This is a genomic window from Microbacterium sp. ARD31, assembly GCF_031844425.1.
In genome coordinates this window covers 718,192-739,349 of the sequence record NZ_JAUZVE010000001.1, presented here as the reverse complement: position 1 = coordinate 739,349, position 21,158 = coordinate 718,192, and the positions used below count along the sequence as shown (strand labels likewise).

The following is a 21,158-nucleotide window of genomic DNA, read 5'->3' as shown; positions in this document are numbered from 1 at the left end:
GGCCAACTCTATCGAAGGGTCGGCATCCGCTCCGGTTCGGGGTCAGCCTGCGTATCGCGCGGGGCCGGTCTCTTCACCGATGGAAAGATTCGGCATTCCTTCGTGTCCGTCACTACGGAATCCGCGGGGCACGAGGGAGGCCGGGCCTAGGCTGAGCCCATGGTGAGCCTGACTGCCGACATGAGTCCGCTGCATCCCGACCGCAACCTCGCGCTGGAGCTGGTCCGCGCGACGGAGGCTGCCGCGATCCGCTCCGTCCCGTTCATCGGGCGCGGCAAGAAGGAGCTCGCGGACGGCGCGGCCGTCGACGCCATGCGCGCCTTCCTCACGACGGTGAACTTCGACGGCGTCATCGTCATCGGCGAGGGCGAGAAGGACAACGCCCCCATGCTCTTCAACGGCGAGCGTGTCGGCACCGGGCGCGGACCGCAGTGCGACATCGCCGTCGACCCCATCGACGGCACGACGCTCACCGCGGAGGGGCGCAACAACGCCCTGTCGGTCATCGCCGTGGCCGATCGCGGAGCGATGCTCGACGCCTCGACGGTCTTCTACATGGACAAGATCGTGACCGGCCCCGCCGGCGTCGGGGTGGTCGACATCCGTCTGCCGATCGCCGAGAACATCCGCCGCCTCGCTAAGGCGCTCGACAAGCCCGTCGACGAACTCGTCGTCTCGGTCCTGAACCGGCCGCGCCACGCGAAGCTCATCGAGGAGATCCGCGAGGCCGGCGCCGGCACGCGACTGATGAGCGACGGCGACGTCGCCGGCGGCATCAACGCGGCACGTCACAACGCCCGCACCGACATGTGCGTCGGCATCGGCGGCAGCCCGGAAGGCATCGTGACGGCCTGCGCGATCAAGGCGCTCGGGGGTCACATCCAAGGACGGCTGTGGGCTCGTGACGACGACGAGAAGCAGCGGGGCATCGACGTGGGACTCCGGCTCGACGACCACGTGTACGAAGCGGACGACCTCGTCCGAGGGAACAACACCCTCTTCGTCGCGACTGGCGTCACCAACGGCGAACTGGTCGCGGGGGTGCGTCGGGTGGGCGACTTCGTCTACACCGAGAGCGTGGTCCTGCGGGGGGCCTCGGGCACGCTTCGGCGGATCTCTTCGGAGCACCTCACCTCGAAGTGGCTGTGATCCGGTCGGTCGCCGAGACCTCGTAGCGGACACGCGCGCTGAGCGTCAACCCAGGATCCGGCACGACCCCTCTGGCACAATGGTCGATGGTGTCAGCTGTCCCCGGCACTCGCCACCGCCCCCAGGAGTTCACATGTCGACCGCATCCAGTGACCCGCGCACGGGCCAGCTCTCGCTCACGGGTCACCTCCCCGTCACCCCGACGGGCCAGATCCCGATCGTGGGTCAGGCGACCGGTGGTGTGCGTCCCGTGACAGCACCGATCGCCGTGGCCGACGACCCGGCGCGCCGTCCCGACGTCCTCCTGCGCCGTCGCATGCCTCCCGGGCACGAAGTGAACGCGTGGTGGCTCATCGGCGCGTTCCTCGCCGTGTCCATCGGCGTCGTAGGTCTCATGACCTTCTTCCCCTCCTGAGCGCTCAGTCGCTCGCGAGGCGTCCGCGCAGCTCGCCGAGATCGGCCGCCTGCTCTCGATCCTCGAGCAGTTCGGGAGCCGTGAGTCGGCGGGTCGTCGACTCGATCGTGGTCGGCGACGGCAGCTCCTCGAGCTGCGTGTCGTCGATCCCCGGGAACCGTCGGGCGCTCACCAGGACGCGGGTCTCGAGGGACCCGGCGAACCGGTTGTAGCTGTCGACGGTGCGCTCGATCGCGCGCCGGAGGTCGTCGGCGTGACCGGCGAGCGAGCCGAGCCGGTGGTACAGCTCGTTGCCGAGATCGAACAGCCGGCGCGCCTCGGTGGACACGTCCTGCTGCGTCCACGTGTAGGCGACGGTCTTGAGGACCGCCCACAGGTTCACGGGGGAGGCGAGGGCGACCCGCCGACCGAACGCGTACTCGAGGAGGGCCGGGTCCTCCTCCAGGGCGGCGGCGAGCAGCGACTCGCTCGGGATGAAGCAGACGACGAATTCGGGGCTCGACGGCATCCCGGCCCAGTACTTCTTCTTGGCCAGGGCGTCGATGTGGCCGCGCACGGCGGCGACGTGTCGGGCGAGCAGCCTGCTGCGCCGCGCGGCCTCCTCGCCGACGGCGGTCACGGGGATGGCGCTGGCCTCGAGATAGGCGTCGAACGGCGCCTTGGCGTCGACCGCCAACGCCTTGTCGCCGGGGAGCCGGACGATCATGTCGGGGCGGCCGCCCCCGGCATCCGTGGAGATCGAGGTCTGCGTGTCGAAGTCGACGTAACGCGTGAGACCCGCGGACTCGACGATGCGGCGCAGGTGCGTCTCGCCCCACACACCGCGCGCGCCGTTGGAGCGCAGGGCTCCGGCGAGCGACTCGGTCGTGGCCCGCAGCGCCTCGTCGGACTCCTGGGCGCGGCGCAGCTGCTCGGCCAGCGACCCGAACTGCTCCTGCCGGTCGCGCTCGAGGTGATCGACCTTCTGCTGCATCGCGGCGAGGGTCTCCTGCACGGGGGCGAGTGCGCGCAGCACCGTCTGCTCGCGGCGTTCCCGCTCGTCGCGCGCGGCCTGCTCGGCGTGGATGCGGGCCGTCACGTCGCGGTGGAGCGAACGCTGCTGGTCGAGCTGGACCTGCAGGGCGTCGCGGGCCGCCTCTGCCGCCGAGGCCTGCGCGTGGAGGGCGCCGCGCCGTCCGGCCTCACGGGCCGAGACGACCGCGCCCGCGGCGACGGCGCCGGCGAGGAGGCAGAGCACGGCGAGTACGACGGAGAAGGCGGCATCCATGTCCGTCATGGTGCCCCAGGCCTCCGACATCCGTCGGCGCCGCGCGGGCGAGGGGTCTCAGGCGGCGGTGGCGGGCACGGCGGAGGGGATCTGCGGGATGCGGACGCCCAGGAGCATCGCGAGCTCGACGAGGTCGCCGGCCCCGGCGCGAGCCGCCGCGTCGACGACGATCTGCGCGCACGCGAGCGCGTCGGCGGTGGCGTCGTGGTGGGCGAAGTCGAGGTGGCCGGCGGCCGCCGCGACGAACGGGAGCCGGTACGACGGGAGGTCGTACGTCTTGCGCGCGACGTGCAGGCTGCAGAGGTAGCGGGCCTCCGGTGCGACCTGACCGGTGACCTCGCATGCGGTGCGGAGGACCCGCATGTCGAAGCCGGCGTTGTGGGCGACGAGGATATCGTCGCCGACGAAATCGAGCAGGCGCGGCAGCTGCTCCGTCCAGGTGGGGGCCGTCACGACATCGGACTCGCGGATCCCGTGGATGCCGACGTTGACCTCGAAGAAGCGGTCGTGGCCGGCCGGGGGGCGGATCAGCCAGCCCTCCGAGGCGACAACGCGACCGCCCCGGACCCGGGCCACTCCCACGGCGCACGCCGAGGCGTTGGAGGGATTCGCCGTCTCGAAGTCGATCGCGGTGAAGTCCAAGGGCATGCCCTCACCTTCGCCGCCGGGAGGCCCGCCCCGGCGGAGGCGCGCCGCCGGGAACCGGGACCGGCGGGCGCGGCGCCGCGCGCCCGCCGCGTAGAGTGGATGCCCGTGGCTCTCACCATCGGAATCGTCGGACTGCCCAACGTCGGCAAGTCCACCCTCTTCAACGCCCTCACCAAGAACGACGTGCTCGCGGCGAACTACCCGTTCGCGACGATCGAGCCGAACGTCGGCGTGGTGAACCTGCCGGACCCCCGGCTCGACACCCTCGCGGAGATCTTCTCGTCCGAGCGCATCCTGCCCGCGACGGTGTCGTTCGTCGACATCGCCGGCATCGTGCGCGGTGCGAGCGAGGGCGAGGGCCTCGGCAACAAGTTCCTCGCCAACATCCGCGAGGCCGACGCGATCGCCCAGGTCGTCCGCGGGTTCGCCGACGACGACGTCGTCCACGTCGACGGGGCCGTGAACCCGAAGAACGACATGGAGACGATCAACGCCGAGCTCCAGCTCGCCGACCTCGAGACCCTCGAGAAGGCGATCGTGCGCTACGAGAAGGAGGTGCGCGGCAAGAAGCTCGACCCCTCGGTCCTCGAGACGGCGAAGGCCGCGCAGGAGGCGCTGCAGCGCGGCGAGCTCCTCTCGGCATCCGGGATCGATCTCTCACCCATCCGCGAACTCGGCCTGCTCAGCGCCAAGCCGTTCATCTTCGTCTTCAACGTCGACGAGGCCGTGTTGACGGATGTCGCCCGCAAGGCGGAACTCGCCGCGCTGGTCGCGCCCGCCCAGGCCGTCTTCCTCGACGCGAAGATCGAGTCCGAGCTCGCAGAGCTCGACCCGGAGGATGCCGCGGAACTGCTCGCCTCGACGGGGCAGGACGAGTCGGGCCTGGACCAGCTCGCGCGTGTCGGCTTCGACACCCTCGGTCTGCAGACCTACCTGACGGCCGGCCCCAAGGAGGCCCGCGCCTGGACGATCGGCAAGGGATGGAAGGCGCCGCAGGCCGCCGGCGTCATCCACACCGACTTCGAGAAGGGCTTCATCAAGGCCGAAGTCATCTCGTTCGAGGATCTCGTCGCGACGGGCTCGGTCCAGGAGGCGCGGGCGAAGGGCAAGGCGCGCCTCGAGGGCAAGGACTACGTCATGCAGGACGGCGACGTCGTCGAGTTCCGCTTCAACAACTGAAGGACCTCTCCCATGTCACAGATCCAGCGCCAGGTGTTCGACGCCGAGGCTCGTGCCATCCCGTTCATCGATGAGGGGGAGGGTCCCGCCCTCGTCCTCATCCCCGCTCAGGGCCTCGACGTGGCTTACCTCGGCGGGCTCGCGAGCATCCTCGAGGAGGAGGGGTTCCGGATCGTCCGCATCGGTTCGCGGCGCCCCGGCCCCGCTGCGGTGTCGATGCACGACCTGGCGCAGGACGTCATCGACGTCCTCGACCACCTCGGGATCGCCGCGGCGTGGATCGGCGGGCACGCGTTCGGCGGCGCGGTCGCGCGGACGGTCGCCCTCGACCACCCCGGCCGGGTCAGCGGAGTCCTGCTTCTCGGTGTCGAGTCGACGCGTCCGCTCGAGGACGACGCCGCCCGCGCCCTCCAGACCGCGTTCGCCACGCCCGTCGAGGCCCCCGACGCGGATGCCGTCCGCACCCTCGTCGGCCCCGGTATCGACACCGCGCTGGCCTGGGACGTGTTCGGCCGCTCGCGCGACCTCGAGGTCGAGGACCTGCAGAGCGGAGCCCTCGCCTCCACCCCGGTCGCGGACTGGGCGACCCTCGCGGCATCCCTTCCGATCCTCATCATCCAGGGCGCCGACGACGCGATCACACCGCCGGCGAACGGCGACGATCTGCAGGCGACCGCGGCCGACCGCACGAGCGTCGTGCGGCTGCCCGGTGCCGGCCATCTCTTCCCCATGACCCACCCGGGGGAGACGGCCTTCCAGATCGAGGATTACCTCGGCTGGGACTGATCAGCGGGAGCGCCGCAGCGTCTCGCTGGGCTGCTCGCCGAACTCCGCGCGGTAGTGCTGCGCGAAGCGCGGCAGGTGGGCGAAGCCCCAGCGCCGGGCGACGTCGGCGACCGTCGTCTGCGGCGGTTCCGCGGCGACCAGTTCCGCCCGGACGGCGGCGAGACGTGCGCTCCGCACGTACGCGGCCGGTGTGGTGTCGAGCACGCGCGCGAAGGCGTTCTGCAGCCCTCGCACGCTGAGGCGCGCGGCCCGCGCGATGTCGCCGACGCTGAGGGGGTCGGCCAGGTGCGCGTCGATGAACGCGGTCGCCCGGCCCACGGCATCCGTTCCGGCGCGGGTGTCGGGCCGGTCCGCGACCGATCGGATGTCGAACGCGTGCTGCGTCGCGGCGAAGACCGCATCGACGGCGGCCTGACGGATGAGGGGGTTGTGCAGCAGCTCGGGATCGTCGAAGACACGGGTGACGTGGTCGATCGTGAGGTCTCAGTGCCGTTGCAGTTCGGGGGAGAGGGCGTGGGTCGCACCGAAGTGCAGTGCGGACTCGTCGTGACCGGTGAAGGCGCCGAGGGCGGGTAGATCCACGCTGAGGATGTCGGCCGTCACCTTGCGCGACCACGACTCGGCTCGCCCGGGCCGCAGCAGGAACGGCCGGCCCGCGTCGACCTCCTCGCCGTTGGTGACGGTGCGGAGGTCGCCCTCCCGGCGCCGGGCGATCGCGACCGCGCCGGTGATGGCGGACTCGACGTGCAGGTGGGTGTCGATGCCGAACGAGGTCAGCAGGAGGCGGTCGTCACCGACGATCCGCTGCCGGAGGGCGAGGGGGGAGCCGATGTCGCGGACGGCGATCCGGGTACTCAGCTGCGCCACGGCGCTCTGCACTCATGCGGCGTCGCTCGCGACGATGGTCTGGTCGCGGACCTTCGGATCGACCTTAACGCCCATGCCGCATTCTCCTGCCGACCCGGCGCCGGATCACCCGATCCGCTCCGATGACCCTACCCCGGCCGCGGCGCTTCCCTGCGGCTCGGGCACGAGGTAGAGGCCGGAGGGGGAGTTCGCGACGTAGCTGAGCGCGTCGAGCCAGGCGGGGTTGAGGCTCGGCTGCCGGCTTCCGAAGTACTGGAAGGTCAGGTCGGCGCCCGGGTGGAGCCAGACGACCTGTCGGCCGTCGCCGAGGCTCTGGTCGTTGCGCCACATGAACGTGAACGACTCGCCTCGGCGCAGTTTGGTCGTGATGACCACCTGCAGGTGGGCGAGCACCCGGTCCTCGAAATCGACACGGATGCGTTCGTTGTAGATGAACTTTCCCACGGTGCTCCTTCTGCGGCGGTGTAGCCATTATGCGCACGGATATCCGTTTTGCGCAGGTCGACCCCGCCGGCCCGGAGACCGCGGGGGGATCATAGGATGAGACGCGGGCACCGGTGTGAGGAGACCCCATGACCGTGCTCGAGGAGCACTTCCGTTCCGCGGATCTCGGCGAGACCGAGTCGTACATCCGGCGCAGCTACGGCAACGTCCAGCTCGACGCCGACGACCTCGTCTTCGAGGAATCGAGCACCGGCGACGAGCAGTTCGGTCTCCGACGGCTGCACGTGAAGGGCAGCTACAGCGCGTCGTGCGAGCTCGAGGCCGTCATCGTCGTGCGGAGCGACGACCGCTACGAATGGGAGGTCGACGGCGTCCGGGGCACCGCCGAGGCTCCCGTGCTGTTCCAGCCGGGGACACTGGACTGCCGGCTCCAGGACGCCCGGGTCCGTGTCGTCGCGCTCCCCGTCGAGGTCCTGACGGACGTTGCGCGGACCGTGTACAACGACGACACCCTGACGCTGCGATTCGGCGGTACCGCCCCGTCCACTCCGGCTCTCTCCCGGGCGTGGCGCTCCGTGGCGGCGCTGGCGTTCGACACCGAAGCCCTCCTCGGCAACGACCTCGTGCGCGCCTCCGTCTTCCGCTCGCTCGCGGTCACCACCCTCGAAACGTTCGCCGCCGTCGAGGATGCCCGCGTCCGGCGCGAGACGATCGCGCAGCAGCAGGCCGCCTACCGGATGGCGGTGGCCTTCCTCGAGGACCACGCCTCGCTGCCGATCACGATCGACGACGCCGCCGCTGCGGCGGGTGTCGGCTCGGCGGCGCTGGACCGCGCGTTCCGCGCCCACTCCGTTCCGGGACGCACCCCCGCAGAGCACCTGACGGCGGTCCGGCTGGATGCCGCGCACGCCGACATCCTGCGCGCCCCGCTCGACGGGACGGTGACCGTCGCCGAGATCGCCTCACGCTGGGGGTTCACCGAGACGGGGCTCACCCGTCACCACCTGCGGAGCTACGGGACGACGCCCCACGAGCTCCTCGGGCTCTGACGCGCGCGGGTCAGTCCTCGTCGGCCTCGGGTTGACCCGGTCCCGGCCCGGGGCGGGCGACCGCGTCGTCGGCGATGTCGATGCGCGTCACCCCGTCGTGCTCGCTCACCCGGACGTCGTACTCGGCACTCGGCGCGCCACGGTCCTCGGGCTTGTCGACTCCTGCGGTGTCGTCGGTCATCGCCGGTCCTCTCGTCGTGTCGTCCGTGAACGCTACCCCGCAGCCCGTCGCGTCGTGCCCGCCTTGCGCCGGACGGGGCCGGTCGCTAGCGCCGGTCGCACAGACCTCCCGCAGGGCCGGACGCGGGAGAATCGAGGCATGCGCGTCCTCTCGTCCCTCCCCGCCTCCGTGCGCGCCGCTCTCGCCGGCATCGTCGTCGCTCTGGCGGCGGTCCTGACCGTCGCGAACCCCGCCGCAGCGCACGACGAGCTCGTCGGGAGCTCCCCGGCCGCCGGCGCCGATCTGGCCGAGGCGCCCGCGGAGATCACCCTCACGTACTCGGCCGCCATCATGACCGAGGGGGCGACGGTCGCGGTCTTCGACGCGGCGGGGCGCGACTGGGCGGAGGGCGATCCGACCATCGACACCAACACCCTCACGATGGCGCTCGACGGGGAGCTGCCGGCCGCCGGCTACGTCGTCGAGTGGCGTGTCGTCTCCAGCGACGGGCACCCCATCAGCGGGACCATCCCGTTCATGGTCGGCGGCGGCGCCCCCATCACCTCCGACGACGTCGCCGGTGAGGCCCTCCCGGGCGACGACGGTGCGCTGCTTCCCGTCGTCGTGGGCTCGGTGATCGCGGTCGCCGTGATCGCCGTCGTCGTCGGCATCGTCCTCTCCCGTCGCCGGACCCGGTCGGACGAGAGCTGAGACGACGGATGCCGCACCCCGCGCGCCTGCGGGGGTGCGGCATCCGGTGGGTCAGACGGTCTGCGCCGCGTGACGTCCTTCGGCGATCTCCTCGACGAGCTTGGCGTCGAACGCCGGCAGGTCGTCGGGGGTGCGGCTCGACACGAGGCCGGCGTCGACGACCACCTCCTCGTCCTGCCACGTCGCCCCGGCGTTGACGAGGTCGGTGCGCAGGCTCGGGTAGCTCGTCAGGGTTCGCCCGCCCAGGACGTCGGCCTCCACGAGCAGCCAGGCGGCGTGGCAGATCGCGCCGACCGGCTTGTGCTGCGCGAAGAAGTCGCGCGCGAAGCGGACGGCGGCCGCGTCCAGGCGCAGGTCGTCCGCGTTCACGACACCGCCCGGGAGGACGAGGGCGTCGAAGTCCGCGGCCTCCGCCTCCTCGGTCGTCACATCGACCCGCTGCTCGTGCCCGTTCTTACCGGTGATGCTCCCGGCGTCGGGGGAGACGAGCACGGCGGTGGCGCCGGCATCCGTCACCGCCTGCCAGGGCGAGGTCAGTTCGCTGTCTTCGAATCCGTCGGTCGCGACGAACGCGACACGCTTTCCGCTGAGGGTTCCGTCGGTGCTGCTCATGGCCCGCACGTTACGCCGCGGCCCGCGCCGGTGGCGGGCCCTTGACCGCGGCCCCGCCCGCGTTTATGCGGCGTAGGCTGATCGACATGGCGATGTCGAACCTGCCGACCCCGAACCTGCAGCCCGTCCCCACGACGACCGATGCCGCCGACGAGAAGCCGTCGCTCCAGATCCTCGATCAGGGCGCCGCGTGCTGCGGCGGCGGCAGCTGCAGCATCGACTGACCGCTCCCGCACCGGCGGCGTCAAGGCGCGGCGGGGATCAGTGCGCCGCGGCGGGGAGATCGACATCGCCCTCTGCGGGCTTGCGGACGAACAGGGCGAGGGCGACCGCCGCTGTGGCGACGATCGCACCGACGAGGAACGCCGCGTGGATGCCGTCGGCCTTGGCGATGACCTCGTCGCTGCCCTCGGCGATGGCGCCGGCCGTGACCACGGTCATGATCGCGACGAACACGGCGGTGCCGGCGGCGCCGGCGACCTGCTGCAGCGTGCCCACCGTCGCCGAACCGTAGGGGTAGAACCGGCGGGGGAGCGAGCCGAGCGCGGACGTCATGAGCGGGGTGAACGTGAGTCCGAGCCCCAGGCTCAGCGTGAGGTGCACCGCGATGACGAAGGCGACACCGGTGTCCGGACCGAAGAACGTCATGCCCCACAGGGCCGCGGCGGCCAGCAGCATCCCCGGGATCACGAGGGGGGTCGGTCCGAAGCGGTCGAACGCGTTGCCGACGAACGGCGCCATCGCGCCCATGAGGATGCCGCCGGGGAGCAGCACGAGCCCCACCCCGAGCACGTCCAGGCCGAGGACCTGCTGGAGGTAGATGGGGAGCAGGATGATCGAGCCGAACAGCGCCATGAACACGATGACGACGAGCACGATCGCGAGCGAGAAGGCCGGCGTCTGGAACGTACGGAGATCGAGGAGGGCGCTGTCGGTCTTCTGCAGGTGGAGCTGGCGCAGGACGAAGAGGACGAGGGATGCGGCGCCGACGGCGAGCGGGATCCAGACGGGCACGGGGGTGTGACCGGATGCCGATTCGCCGATCGCGCTGAAGCCGTAGATCAGCCCACCGAAGCCGAAGGCCGACAGGGGCACCGAGAGCAGATCGAAGCGCGCATCGGGTCGCGTCGTGGTGACGTTCTTGACCCACACCGCTCCGAGCGCCAGGGCGAGGAGGGCGATGGGCAGCATGACCCAGAAGATCGCGTGCCAGGTCAGCGTCGACAGGATGACGCCGGAGACGGTCGGGCCGATCGCCGGCGCGACCGCGATGACCACGGAGATGAGACCCATCATCCGTCCGCGGTGCGACGGCGGGACGATGTTGAGGACCGTCGTGAACAGGAGCGGCAGCATGATCGCGGTGCCGCTGGCCTGCACGATGCGGCCCACGAGGAGGAAGCCGAAGCCGGGGGCGAGGGCGGCGATGAGCGTGCCGGCGGCGAACAGGCTCATCGCGGCGAAGAAGACGGAGCGCAGCGGGAAGCGCTCGAGCAGGAAGCCGGTCAACGGGATGACGACAGCCATCGTCAGCAGGAAGCCGGTGGTCAGCCACTGACCCGTGGCGACGGTGATGTCCAGGTCCGCGACGATGTCGGTCAGTGCGACCGACATGGTCGTCTCGTTCAGGATGACGACGAATGCGGCGACGACGAGCAGCGCGATGACCGGACCGGTTCTGGCGGGTCGCGAATCGGTCGGGACGACGGGAGTGGAAGCGGTGTCCGAAAGGGGCACGGGGATCCTTCGAGTGGGCGGGATGCGGCGGAGGTGCCGGGCCCGGGCGAGCCGTTCAGCTTAACGGATGCTGTGAGCCGGGCATTCCGGCGCCGGCGCCGCGACCCCGACGCGGGGTTATGGTGACGGGATGAGCATGGGCGGACCCGGAGGCGGGCGTGGCGGGTTCCGTGCGGTCGACGAGGAGGCCCAGCGCCGCCGCAACGCGTCGGCTCCCGAGGTCCCCGACCTCGGCCGCCGCGTCGCCGCACTGTTCCGGCCGTACCGCCGCCGGCTCGCGGTGACGGCCGTCCTCGTCGTCGCAGGTGCGGCGGTGGGCGTCATCCCGCCCCTACTCGTGCAGCGGATCTTCGACGACGCGCTCTTCCCCGTCGACGGTTCGTCGCCCCGGCTCGGCCTGCTCGGTGTCCTCGTCCTCTCGATGATCGCGCTGTTCGTGCTCGGCGCGGGGCTCGGCATCGCGCAGACCTGGCTCACCTCGACCGTCGGCAACCGCGTCACGGGGGACCTGCGGGTGCGGATGTTCGAGCACCTGCAGGCCATGGACCTCGGCTTCTTCACCCGCACGAAGACGGGCGTCATCCAGTCCCGTCTGCAGAACGACGTCGGCGGCGTCTCGGGCGTGCTCACCAACACGGTGACGAGCATCCTCGGCAACACCGTCACGGTGATCTCGGCGCTCGTCGCGATGGTGCTGATCGACGTGCGGCTGACCCTCATCGCCGTCGTGATGATGCCGATCCTCGTGCTCGTCCAGCGCCGGGTGGGTCAGGTGCGGGCGCGCATCGCGGGGCAGACGCAGGAGTCCCTCTCCGAGCTCAGCGCGATCACGCAGGAGACCCTGAGCGTCTCCGGCATCCTGCTGTCGAAGTCGTTCAACCGCCAGCGCGCAGAGTCCGAGCGGTACGCCGCCGAGAACCGCACGCAGATCGGCCTGCAGGTGCGGCAGGCGATGAGCGGTCAGGGCTTCTTCGCCGTTGTGCAGATCATCATGTCCTCGGTGCCCGCCGTCATCTACCTCGTCGCGGGCCTCTTCATCTCTGGCGACGGCCCCGCGATCACGGCCGGTACGGTCGTAGCCTTCACGACGGTGCAGGCGCGCCTGCTGATGCCGCTCATGGGCCTCATGCGCGTGGCGCTGGACGTCCAGACCTCGCGCGCCCTGTTCGCCCGCATCTTCGAGTACCTCGACCTGCGCCCCGCCATCACCGACCGCCCCGACGCGATCGACGTGACGGCGGCGCCGGGTCCGCTCGGACGGATCGAGTTCCGCGACGTGTCCTTCCGATACCCGGATGCCGGTCCGCAGAGCCCCGCGACGCTCGACGGCGTGTCCTTCGTCGCCGAGCCGGGCCAGCACGTCGCGTTCGTGGGACCGTCGGGGGCCGGCAAGACGACGATCCTCTACCTCGCCCCGCGCCTGTACGAGCCGGCGGCGGGCACGGTGCTGTTCGCCGGTGCCGACGTCCGCACCCTCGCGCACGCCTCGATCATCGACCGGATCGGGATCGTGTCGCAGGAGACGTACCTCTTCCACGCCTCGATCCGCGACAACCTGCGTTACGCCCGGCCGGAGGCGACGGATGCTGAGATCGAGGCCGCGTGCGTCGCCGCCAACATCCATCACGTCATCGCGGGTTTCGAAGACGGGTACGACACGATCGTGGGCGAGCGCGGGTACCGGCTCTCGGGCGGGGAGAAGCAGCGGATCGCCATCGCGCGCGTGCTGCTCAAAGACCCGCCCGTGCTGCTCCTCGACGAGGCGACCTCGGCGCTCGACACGGTCTCGGAACGCGTCGTGCAGGAGGCGATCGACGAGGCGGCGCGGGGGCGCACCACCCTGTCGATCGCGCACCGGCTCTCGACGGTCGTCGCCGCGGACGTCATCCACGTCGTGAGCGGCGGGCGCATCGTCGAGTCCGGCACGCACGCCGAGCTCCTCGCTCTCGGCGGTCTCTACGCGGAGCTCGCCGCCCAGCAGATCGCGGCGGGGCGCATCGAGGGCGCGGTCTGATCCGCACCGCGCCCGCGCGTCACCAGGCGAGGGCGGCGGCCCGGAGCGCGGCGGAGTCCTCGTCGAGAGGGATGCCGTCGCGCTCGGCGCGCTCGGTGAGTCCACGGGTGAACGCGCCGAGGAGCTTCCGGTAGGCGTCATCGGGGTGGTGTTCGGCGATCCTCACGAGGGCGGGGACGTCCATTCCGAGGATGAGGCGCACCCGCGAACGCGCGGCGGCGGTGCGCCCGGCGGCATCGAGGACCGCGAGGCCGCCGCTCATGCCGTCGAGGTAGTCCTGCAGGACGGGGACCGCGTGACGGAGCTGCGTGATCGAGGTGCCGTCGGCGCGCTCGCGCCAGTGGACGACGACGTCGGGGATCACGTCGATGCCGTGGGCCGCGCTGTAGAGCTGCTGGGCGACGACCTGGTCCTCGTAGGCCTTGTCCTCCGTGAACCGCAGGCCCTCGCGGTGCCACAGGTCCAGGCGGCTCACCTTCGACCACGCGACGATGTTGCCCGAGACGTCGGGGTGTTCCGCCAGGCTCGTGCCGCGCCGGGCGGGGGAGGTCGAGGCGGCGACCCACGGCTGCACGACCCCGGGGGCGTAGTGACCCGCGGCATCCGCTCGCAGCCGGACGTACGCGCCGACGGCGACCTCGCTGCCGGAGGCCTCGAGGCTCCCCACGAGGATCTCGAGCGCGCGAGGGGTCATCACGTCGTCGGCGTCGAAGAAGCCGACGAGCGGGGTGTCGACGAGCTCGAGCGCCTCGTTGCGCGATGCGCCGAGGCCACGGGCCACCTCGTGGCGCACCAGGCGGAAGCGAGGATCCGCCGCCGCGGCGGCCGCGAAGGCCTCGGCCGTCCGGTCCCGCGAGGCATCGTCGACGAGGATCGCGCGGAAGTCGCCGCGGGTCTGTGCGCGGAGGGAGGCGAGGGCTTCGTCCACGAAGGCGCCGACATCGCGGCCGGGCACGATGACGGTGACGGTCGGGGAGCTCATCACCGCGATCGTACCGCCGCGACGGAGGCCGCGACCGCGTCGGCGATCCGGGTCGGGTCGCCCGCGGCGTGGTGGCCGAAACTGAACCGCACGGACGACTGGGCGACCTCGGGGGCGATCCCGAGGGCGACGAGGACGTGCGACGGTTCGTCGCTGCCCGCCGCGCAGGCCGAGCCGCTCGAGGAGACCACGCCGCGGCGTTCGAGTTCGAGGAGCACGGCCTCGCCGCTCACCCCCGCGAACGTGAAGCTCGCGGTGCCGGGGAGGCGACGGGTCGGATGCCCCGTGGGGACCGCTTCGGGGACGAGCGCCTGCACGCGGGCGACAAAGGCGTCCCGGAGGACGGTGACCCGGGCGGCGGCGGCGTCGCGCTCGCGTTCGGCGAGTTCGAGCGCGAGGGCGAACCCGACCGCGCCGGCGACGTTCTGCGTGCCGCTGCGCCGATCGCGTTCCTGACCGCCGCCGTGGAGGACGGGCTCCAGGGGGATGCGGCCCCGTATGGCGAGGACGCCGACCCCCTGGGGTGCGCCGATCTTGTGGCCCGCCAGCGACAGGGCGTCGGCGCCGGTCCCCGACAGCGGGAGCCATCCCGCCGCCTGCACCGCGTCGAGGTGGAAGGGGATGCGGCTGCCCGCCGCGACGGCGGCCAGGGCTGCGGCATCCTGCACCGTGCCGATCTCGTTGTTGGCGTACCCCACCGACACGAGGACCGTGTCGTCCTGTAGCGCGCCGGCGAGGACCGCGGGGTCCAGCACGCCGTGCGGGTCGACCGGTAGGCGGGTCGCCCGTACGCCGTGGACGCGTTCGAGGTGGTCGACCGAGGCGAGGACGGACTCGTGCTCGATCGCGGTGGTGACGACGTGGCCGGGGCGTCCGTGACGCAGGAGGGCGGCGACGGCGACCCCCTTGATCGCGAGGTTGTTCGCCTCCGTCGCCCCGGACGTGAAGACCACGTCCCCCGGACGCATGCCGAGCACCGCGGCCACCCGCCGCCGCGCGTCCTCCAGCGCACCCGCGGCATCCTCCCCGACGGTGTGGTGGCTCGACGGATTGCCGAACCGGTCGCCCAGGAAGGGCAGCATCGCCTCGCGCACCTCGGCGCGCACCGGGCCGGAGGCGGCGTGGTCGAGGTAGAGCACGTCAGGCCTCGTCGATGCGGACGTCGAGCCCCAGGTCGAGCGCGCGCGCCGAATGGGTGAGGGCGCCGACGGAGATGACGTCCACGCCGGTCTCCGCGATCGCGCGGACCGTGTCGAGCGACACGCCGCCCGACGCCTCGACCGTCGCGCGCCCGGCGACCTGGACGACACCCGTCCGCAGGTCGGCGAGCGAGAAGTTGTCGAGCATGATCGTGCCGATCCCGGCGGCGAGCACTGCCTCGATCTGGTCGAGGCGGTCGACCTCCACCTCGAGGTGCGTCGTGTGGGGCAGCCGCGTCTTCGCGTCGCGGAGGGCGTCGGTCACCGACATCCCGGAGCGCACCAGGACGGCGAGGTGGTTGTCCTTGGCCATGACGGCATCCGACAGCGAGTACCGGTGGTTCGCGCCGCCGCCGCTGCGGACCGCGTGGCGTTCGAACGCCCGCAGGCCCGGGGTCGTCTTGCGCGTGTCGGCGATGCGCACACCGGTGCCGGCGACCGCGTCGACGTAACGCGCCGTGAGGGTGGCGACCCCCGACATCCGCTGGGCGAAGTTCAGGCCGATGCGCTCCGCGGTGAGCACCGCGCGGGCGGGCCCGGTGACGACCGCGAGGACGTCGCCGAGGGCGAACCGGGTCCCGTCGGCGGCGCGCACGTCGACGGCCACGCGCGCATCGGTCAGGGCGAAGGCCGCTGCGAAGACCTCGCCGCCGCTGAACACGCCGGACTCGCGCGCGACGAGCTCCGCCGTCGCGGTGGCGGAGGCCGGGATGAGCGCCTCGCTCGTGAGGTCGCCCCACGGCGCATCCTCGGCGAGGGCGGCGCGGACGGTCGTCTCGATGACGGCGGGGGAGAGCATCAGGCAGCGCCTTCCAGGTCGGTGCGGGCGGTCGGTGCGGCGAGGGCGGCGGGATCGTCGGTGCGCAGGTGGGACCCGACGGATCCGGTGCGTGCGGTCGCCGCGGCGACGACGAGCTGCGCGACCTGCAGAAGGTTCGCGTCCTCGTGAGCGCGGACCGTGGCAGGTGCCCCCGCCTCCGCCCGCCACGCGGCAAGGGTGCGGGCCGCGCGCATCAGCCCCGTGCGGTCGCGGGATACCCCGGCATCCGCCCACATCACGTCCTGCAGTGCACGCCGGGAGAACGGCGGATGCGGGATGCCGGCGGTCGCCGGCTCGACGACGGGCGATGCCGGCGCTCCCGTGGGCACGGGACAGGGGCGCCCCGCGTCGGTCGCCGCCGCAGCCCCGGCGCGAGCGCCGAACACGGCGCCTTCGAGCAGCGAGTTCGAGGCGAGCCGGTTGGCGCCGTGGACCCCGGTGCGGGCGACCTCGCCGACCGCGTAGAGACCCGGGACGTCGGTGCGGCCGTCGAGATCGGTCACGACTCCGCCCATGAGGTAGTGCGCCGCCGGGGTGACGGGGATCGGCTCGCGGGCCCAATCGAGCCCGCGCGCGCGGACCGCGGCGTCGATCGTCGGGAAGCGCGCCGCGAGGAACGCCGCGCGGCGGTCGGGGTCGCTGCTGTGGAGGCCGGTCGCGTCGAGGAGGACGGGCCGGCCGCCCTGGCGCGCCATCGCGGCGGCGATCGCCCGCGTGACGACGTCGCGCGGACCGAGTTCGCCGTCGGGGTGCGCCTCGAGGGCGAAGCGCCGGCCGGCCCCGTCGCGGAGGACCGCGCCCTCGCCGCGGACGGCCTCCGAGACGAGGAACGCCTCGCCGACGGCGAGCACGGTCGGGTGGAACTGCACGAACTCCAGGTCGCGCACCGCGGCGCCGGCGCGCGCCGCCAGCGCGATGCCGTCCCCCGTCGCGACGGTCGGGTTCGTGGAATGCGCGAAGAGCTCGCCCGCTCCGCCCGTGGCGAGGATCACGGCATCCGCCTCGATCCGCTCGCCGCCGTGGAGCTCCACTCCCGCGACCCGACCGTCCTCGCGCACGAGCTCCGTCACGAACGCGTGCTCGCGGACGCTCACTCGACTCGCACGCACCCGGGCGACCAGGGCACGCTGGATCTCCGCGCCGGTCGCGTCGCCGCCCGCGTGCAGGATGCGGGGGAAGGAGTGCGCCCCCTCGAGCCCTCCCCGCAGGGTTCCCGACTCGTCGCGATCGAAGTCGACACCGGCCGCGATCAACTCGCGGATGCGGTCGGGACCCTCCTCGACCAGGACGGCGACCGCGCTCGGGTCGGCGAGGCCGGCTCCCGCGACGAGGGTGTCGCGCGCGTGGTCGGCGGTGCGGTCGGCGGGGTCGAGCGCGCCGGCGATGCCGCCCTGCGCGTAGCGGGTGTTCGCCTCGGTCAGCGCCGCCTTCGTCACGAGGGTGACCCGGCAGCCGGCGGCCTCGGCGTGCAGGGCCGCGGTGAGGCCCGCGATCCCCGAACCGACGACGACCGTGGTCACGGCTTCGCCGCCAGCATCCGCTCGAGGGCGACCCGCGCAGGAACCGCGACGTCCGACGGGACCTGGATGCGGTTGCGCACCTCGCCGGCCACGAGACCCTCGAGCACCCACGCGAGGTACCCCGGGTGGATGCGGTACATCGTCGAGCACGGGCAGACGACGGGGTCGAGGCAGAAGATCTCGTGCTGCGGGAACTGGGCCGCGAGGCGCTGGACGAGGTTGATCTCCGTGCCGATCGCGAACGTCGTCGGTTCGGTCGCGGCGGCGATGGCCTTGCGGATGTAGTCCGTGGACCCCGCCTCGTCGGCGGCGTCGACGACGTCCATCGGGCACTCGGGGTGGACGATCACGCGGACGCCGGGGTGCTCCGCGCGCGCCTGGGCGATCTGGTCGACGGTGAAACGGCGGTGCACCGAGCAGAACCCGTGCCAGAGGATGACCCGGGCGTCCTCGAGATCGGCCTCGGTCGATCCGCCGAGGGGCTTGCGCGGATTCCACATCGGCATCCGCTCGAGCGGGACCCCCATCGCCTTCGCGGTGTTGCGGCCGAGGTGCTGGTCGGGGAAGAAGAGCACCCTCCGGCCGCGGGCGAACGCCCACTCCAGCACCGTGCGGGCGTTCGAGGACGTGCAGACGATTCCGCCGCGACGACCGACGAAGCCCTTGATCGCCGCGGAGGAGTTCATGTAGGTCACCGGGACGACGGGGAGCAGCCCCTCGGCATCCGGCGTGTCCATGTCGCCGTAGACGTCGGCGAGCTGCTCCCAGCACTCCTCGACCTGGTCGATGTCGGCCATGTCGGCCATCGAGCAGCCCGCGGCCAGGTTCGGGAGGATGACCGACTGCTCGGGACGGGAGAGCAGGTCGGCGGTCTCGGCCATGAAGTGGACGCCGCAGAAGACGATCGCCTCCGCTTCGGGGTGTTCGAGCGCCGCGTTGGCCAGCTGGAAGGAGTCGCCGACGTAGTCCGCGTGGGTGACGACCTCCTCGCGCTGGTAGAAGTGCCCGAGCACCACGACGCGGTCGCCGAGCGTCGCCTTGGCGGCGACGATGCGTGCGGCGAGCTCGTCCTCGCCGGCCTCGCGGTACTCGGCGGGGAGCTCTCCCTGGCGGGGGGCGCCCGTCGGGATGACGTCGCCCATCGACGAGCCCGGCCCGTACCCGGGGCGGGTGTCGAAGGTCCAGGGGCCTGCCGCGAGGTCGGTGGTGCAGGTCTCGGTCGTCAGCTCACCGGCGACGATCGCCTGGATCTCGTGGTCGACGCTGGGATCCACGGGCCTGGGATCCACGGGCCTGGGGTCCACGGGGCGGGGCTGGAGGGTGACGGGGGTGGCGCTCATGTCGGTTCGGGTCCTTCACTGCGGGAGCGGGCCGCGATCGGCCAGCTCGACGTCCTGGTTGTAGCGGTACAGCCGCGCGGGCCGGTGGCTGCCCGTGCGGAAGTCGTCGGTGGGGATGAGGGTGCCCGACCCCTCGACCTGCCGCCGGAAGTTGGCGGGGTCGAGCCGGCGACCGAGGATCGCCTCATACACCTCGCGCAGTTCGGCGAGGGTGAACCGGTCGGGCAGGAAGCCGTGCGCGATGCGGCTGTAGCCCACCTTGTTGCGCAGGCGCCAGAGGGCGTAGTCGACGATGTGGTTGTGGTCGAACGCGAGCGCCGGAAGGGCGGTCGCGTCGAACCACGCCACGTTGTGCTGCTCGGTCGCCCGGGCGATGTCCTCGCGCACGAGCGCCCAGTAGACGATCGACACGACGCGCCCGGGGGAGCGGCCGACGTCGCCGAACGCGTACAACTGCTCGAGGTAGCTGGGCGCGAGACCCGTCGTCTCGGCGAGGGTGCGCGACGCGGTGGCCTCGAGGTTCTCCGCGGGATCGACCCAGCCGCCCGGGAGCGCCCACTGACCCTCGTGGGGATCGCGGGTGCGGCGCACGAGGGGGAGCTCGATGCGCGCGTCGTCGGCCTCGCTCCGCAACCGGAAGATGACGGTCGAGACGGCGACGCCGATGGGGGGAGGGGAGGTTGTTCTTGTCATGGTGACCTTAACTGCCGAGGTCGATCTTAGAGTCGATATGACCAGAACCGCAACACGAACCGATTTCCCAGCAGCGGCGGCCTACGCTGATCGGGAGGAACCGCCGGCTCTCCCGGGCGGACTCGTCAAGGGAGGCCCGCCGTGCTCGTCGTCGACATCATCGTCGTGCTCGTGCTCATCGCCGCGCTGTTCGGCGGACTCCTGCGGGGTCTCGTGGCCACCGCCGGCACGCTCGTCGGCATCGTTCTCGGCGCCGTCGTCGCCGTGTGGCTCACCCCCGTCATCGCGCCCGCCTTCACGGGCTGGGAGTACCGCAGCCTCGTGCTGGCGATCATCGCCCTCGGCATCGTGGCCCTCCTCGCCGCGCTCGGGACGGCCGTCGGCAGACGCCTCCGCCGCGGCGTCGACCGCGCGCGGCTCGCCCCGCTCGACCGCATCCTCGGCGGCGTCGTGAACACCGCCGCGGCCGCCGTCGTGCTGCTGCTCACGAGCGGCGCGATCGTCGGCTCCGGGATGCCGGTGGTCGCCCCCGCCGTCGCGTCCTCCCGCGTCCTGGGCGCCCTCGACGCCCTCACCCCGCCGGCGGTCGATTCCGCGCTCGCCGAGTTCCGCGGCTTCATCGTCGACGAGGGCATCCCGCGCGTCGGGGAGCTCCTGGCGCCCGAGGTGGAGCCGACGGCGCCCCCCGTCTCGCTGGACGATCCCGCGCTCGAGCGGGCCGCGGCATCCGTCGCCCGCATCAGCGGCAACGCCTACGCGTGCGGTGCGTCGCTCACCGGGTCGGGGTTCGTCGCCGCGCCCGATCTCGTCGTCACGAACGCCCACGTCGTCGCCGGTGTCGACGAGCCGCTGGTCGAACTGCCGGGACGGGATGCCGAGGAGGGCCGCATCGTCTACTTCGACCCCATCGACGACCTCGCCGTCATCAGCGTCGACGGCCTCGACGCGGCACCGCTCGAGATCGTCGACCCGGTCGCGGCGGGGACCCCCGTCGCGGTCCAGGGCTACCCGCTGGGCGGTCCCTTCACGAGCAGTGCCGCCTACGTCCTCTCGGTCGGCAGCGCCGTCGTCTCCGACATCTACGAGGACAGCTCGCAGCCGCGCGAGATCTACGCCCTCGAGGCGAACGTGCGTCCGGGCAACTCGGGCGGTCCCCTCCTCACCGAGGACGGCGAGGTGGCGGGTGTGGTCTTCGCCCGCGGCCAGGATGACGCGACCCGCGGGTACGCCATGACGACCGCCGAACTGCGCCCCGCGCTCCAGGTCTCGCCGGGCGACGCGACCGTCTCCTCCGGCGCCTGCACGACGGACTGACCGGGCCGTATCGGCGCGGCGGGCCCCGGTGATAGGCTCGCGCTCACAACCGCACACCGGACCATCGCGTCTGCTCGGGAGAAGCCCTCGTGGCTGCCGAAGGAGCAATCCCTCCCCGGAATCTCTCAGGCCCCCGTACCGAGCCGACATGGTCACTCTGAAAAGCGGCACCCTCGTGGTGCCCGCCGACGGGGCAAGCGGGCATCGCCCGCGAAATCTCTCAGGCCGATGACAGAGGGGGAGGAACTCACC

Annotated in this window: 23 protein-coding genes and 2 riboswitches; of the genes, 9 read left to right on the top strand and 14 right to left on the bottom strand. The window is 72.1% G+C overall.

Going from position 1 to position 21,158, the window contains the following annotated elements:
* Positions 1–159 precede the first annotated feature (159 nt).
* On the top strand, positions 160–1,149 hold the full coding sequence (glpX, locus tag Q9S36_RS03775) for a class II fructose-bisphosphatase (RefSeq protein ID WP_311283988.1): 990 nt from the start codon (positions 160–162) through the stop codon (positions 1,147–1,149).
* A gap of 133 nt (positions 1,150–1,282) precedes the next feature.
* Entirely contained in the window at positions 1,283–1,564 is a 282-nt protein-coding gene (locus Q9S36_RS03770) for a hypothetical protein (RefSeq protein WP_253033996.1), read from the top strand.
* A 4-nt stretch (positions 1,565–1,568) separates the two neighbouring features.
* Here Q9S36_RS03770 and Q9S36_RS03765 read toward each other — a convergent pair whose 3' ends face one another.
* Both Q9S36_RS03765 and Q9S36_RS03760 read right to left on the bottom strand, forming a co-directional pair.
* Positions 1,569–2,831, bottom strand: a complete 1,263-nt coding sequence (locus tag Q9S36_RS03765) for a DNA recombination protein RmuC (protein ID WP_311283987.1) — start codon at positions 2,829–2,831, stop codon at positions 1,569–1,571.
* Positions 2,832–2,888: 57 nt separating this feature from the next.
* A complete protein-coding gene (locus Q9S36_RS03760) occupies positions 2,889–3,479 on the bottom strand; it encodes a 3'-5' exonuclease (protein ID WP_311283986.1) in 591 nt (196 codons plus the stop codon).
* Between the two features lie 105 nt (positions 3,480–3,584).
* On the opposite strand from Q9S36_RS03760, the gene ychF reads away from it, so the two are divergent.
* Together ychF and Q9S36_RS03750 are read left to right on the top strand one after the other, a co-directional pair.
* On the top strand, positions 3,585–4,658 hold the full coding sequence (gene ychF, locus Q9S36_RS03755; RefSeq protein WP_311283984.1) for a redox-regulated ATPase YchF: 1,074 nt from the start codon (positions 3,585–3,587) through the stop codon (positions 4,656–4,658).
* Positions 4,659–4,670: 12 nt separating this feature from the next.
* Positions 4,671–5,444 carry an alpha/beta fold hydrolase gene (locus Q9S36_RS03750; protein WP_311283982.1) on the top strand — a complete coding sequence of 258 codons (774 nt, stop codon included), beginning with the start codon at positions 4,671–4,673 and terminating at the stop codon, positions 5,442–5,444.
* Here the strand turns inward: Q9S36_RS03750 and Q9S36_RS03745 are convergent, their stop codons facing one another.
* The 3 genes from Q9S36_RS03745 to Q9S36_RS03735 all read right to left on the bottom strand — a co-directional run bounded on the left by Q9S36_RS03745 (position 5,445) and on the right by Q9S36_RS03735 (position 6,755).
* Positions 5,445–5,762, bottom strand: coding sequence for a helix-turn-helix domain-containing protein (locus Q9S36_RS03745; RefSeq protein ID WP_311283981.1), 318 nt, complete (start codon positions 5,760–5,762; stop codon positions 5,445–5,447).
* A 165-nt stretch (positions 5,763–5,927) separates the two neighbouring features.
* Positions 5,928–6,311, bottom strand: coding sequence for a hypothetical protein (locus Q9S36_RS03740; protein WP_311283980.1), 384 nt, complete (start codon positions 6,309–6,311; stop codon positions 5,928–5,930).
* A gap of 105 nt (positions 6,312–6,416) precedes the next feature.
* A complete protein-coding gene (locus Q9S36_RS03735; protein WP_253033991.1) occupies positions 6,417–6,755 on the bottom strand; it encodes an ATP-dependent DNA ligase in 339 nt (112 codons plus the stop codon).
* A 128-nt stretch (positions 6,756–6,883) separates the two neighbouring features.
* On the opposite strand from Q9S36_RS03735, the gene Q9S36_RS03730 reads away from it, so the two are divergent.
* A complete protein-coding gene (locus tag Q9S36_RS03730) occupies positions 6,884–7,804 on the top strand; it encodes a helix-turn-helix domain-containing protein (protein ID WP_253033990.1) in 921 nt (306 codons plus the stop codon).
* A 10-nt stretch (positions 7,805–7,814) separates the two neighbouring features.
* On the opposite strand, the gene Q9S36_RS03725 is transcribed toward Q9S36_RS03730, so the two are convergent.
* A complete protein-coding gene (locus Q9S36_RS03725) occupies positions 7,815–7,985 on the bottom strand; it encodes a hypothetical protein (protein ID WP_253033989.1) in 171 nt (56 codons plus the stop codon).
* A 138-nt stretch (positions 7,986–8,123) separates the two neighbouring features.
* On the opposite strand from Q9S36_RS03725, the gene Q9S36_RS03720 reads away from it, so the two are divergent.
* Entirely contained in the window at positions 8,124–8,675 is a 552-nt protein-coding gene (locus Q9S36_RS03720) for a copper resistance CopC family protein (RefSeq protein ID WP_253033988.1), read from the top strand.
* Between the two features lie 51 nt (positions 8,676–8,726).
* Here Q9S36_RS03720 and Q9S36_RS03715 read toward each other — a convergent pair whose 3' ends face one another.
* The gene (locus tag Q9S36_RS03715) at positions 8,727–9,287 is read right to left on the bottom strand and encodes a type 1 glutamine amidotransferase domain-containing protein (RefSeq protein WP_253033987.1); all 561 of its coding nucleotides are present in this window, start codon (positions 9,285–9,287) and stop codon (positions 8,727–8,729) included.
* An 86-nt stretch (positions 9,288–9,373) separates the two neighbouring features.
* Between Q9S36_RS03715 and Q9S36_RS03710 the strand changes: the two genes are divergently transcribed.
* Positions 9,374–9,511 (top strand): hypothetical protein, encoded by a 138-nt coding sequence (locus Q9S36_RS03710; RefSeq protein ID WP_217530317.1) that lies wholly within the window; start codon positions 9,374–9,376, stop codon positions 9,509–9,511.
* Positions 9,512–9,548: 37 nt separating this feature from the next.
* On the opposite strand, the gene Q9S36_RS03705 is transcribed toward Q9S36_RS03710, so the two are convergent.
* Positions 9,549–11,024, bottom strand: a complete 1,476-nt coding sequence (locus tag Q9S36_RS03705) for an MDR family MFS transporter (protein WP_253033986.1) — start codon at positions 11,022–11,024, stop codon at positions 9,549–9,551.
* Positions 11,025–11,160: 136 nt separating this feature from the next.
* Here Q9S36_RS03705 and Q9S36_RS03700 point away from each other — a divergent pair, with 136 nt between their 5' ends.
* A complete protein-coding gene (locus Q9S36_RS03700; RefSeq protein WP_396653723.1) occupies positions 11,161–13,038 on the top strand; it encodes an ABC transporter ATP-binding protein in 1,878 nt (625 codons plus the stop codon).
* Between the two features lie 19 nt (positions 13,039–13,057).
* Here Q9S36_RS03700 and Q9S36_RS03695 read toward each other — a convergent pair whose 3' ends face one another.
* Genes Q9S36_RS03695 through Q9S36_RS03670 form a run of 6 tightly spaced genes read right to left on the bottom strand, consistent with a single transcriptional unit; the run spans position 13,058 to position 19,592 of the window.
* Entirely contained in the window at positions 13,058–14,020 is a 963-nt protein-coding gene (locus Q9S36_RS03695; protein ID WP_311283978.1) for a glycosyltransferase family 2 protein, read from the bottom strand.
* A complete protein-coding gene (locus Q9S36_RS03690; protein ID WP_311283977.1) occupies positions 14,020–15,159 on the bottom strand; it encodes a cysteine desulfurase family protein in 1,140 nt (379 codons plus the stop codon). Before Q9S36_RS03690 ends, Q9S36_RS03695 begins: the two co-directional genes overlap by 1 nt.
* 1 nt (position 15,160) lies before the next feature.
* Positions 15,161–16,018 carry a carboxylating nicotinate-nucleotide diphosphorylase gene (nadC, locus tag Q9S36_RS03685; RefSeq protein WP_311283976.1) on the bottom strand — a complete coding sequence of 286 codons (858 nt, stop codon included), beginning with the start codon at positions 16,016–16,018 and terminating at the stop codon, positions 15,161–15,163.
* A complete protein-coding gene (gene nadB, locus Q9S36_RS03680) occupies positions 16,018–17,559 on the bottom strand; it encodes an L-aspartate oxidase (RefSeq protein ID WP_311283975.1) in 1,542 nt (513 codons plus the stop codon). Before nadB ends, nadC begins: the two co-directional genes overlap by 1 nt.
* On the bottom strand, positions 17,556–18,899 hold the full coding sequence (nadA, locus tag Q9S36_RS03675) for a quinolinate synthase NadA (RefSeq protein ID WP_311283974.1): 1,344 nt from the start codon (positions 18,897–18,899) through the stop codon (positions 17,556–17,558). Before nadA ends, nadB begins: the two co-directional genes overlap by 4 nt.
* A gap of 15 nt (positions 18,900–18,914) precedes the next feature.
* Positions 18,915–19,592, bottom strand: a complete 678-nt coding sequence (locus tag Q9S36_RS03670; protein WP_311283973.1) for an NrtR DNA-binding winged helix domain-containing protein — start codon at positions 19,590–19,592, stop codon at positions 18,915–18,917.
* A gap of 141 nt (positions 19,593–19,733) precedes the next feature.
* Between Q9S36_RS03670 and Q9S36_RS03665 the strand changes: the two genes are divergently transcribed.
* Complete coding sequence (locus Q9S36_RS03665) at positions 19,734–20,906, top strand: MarP family serine protease (RefSeq protein WP_253033978.1); 1,173 nt, start codon at positions 19,734–19,736, stop codon at positions 20,904–20,906.
* 65 nt (positions 20,907–20,971) lie between these two features.
* A riboswitch (glycine riboswitch) is annotated at positions 20,972–21,057 on the top strand.
* Positions 21,058–21,151, top strand: a riboswitch (glycine riboswitch).
* Positions 21,152–21,158 lie beyond the last annotated feature (7 nt).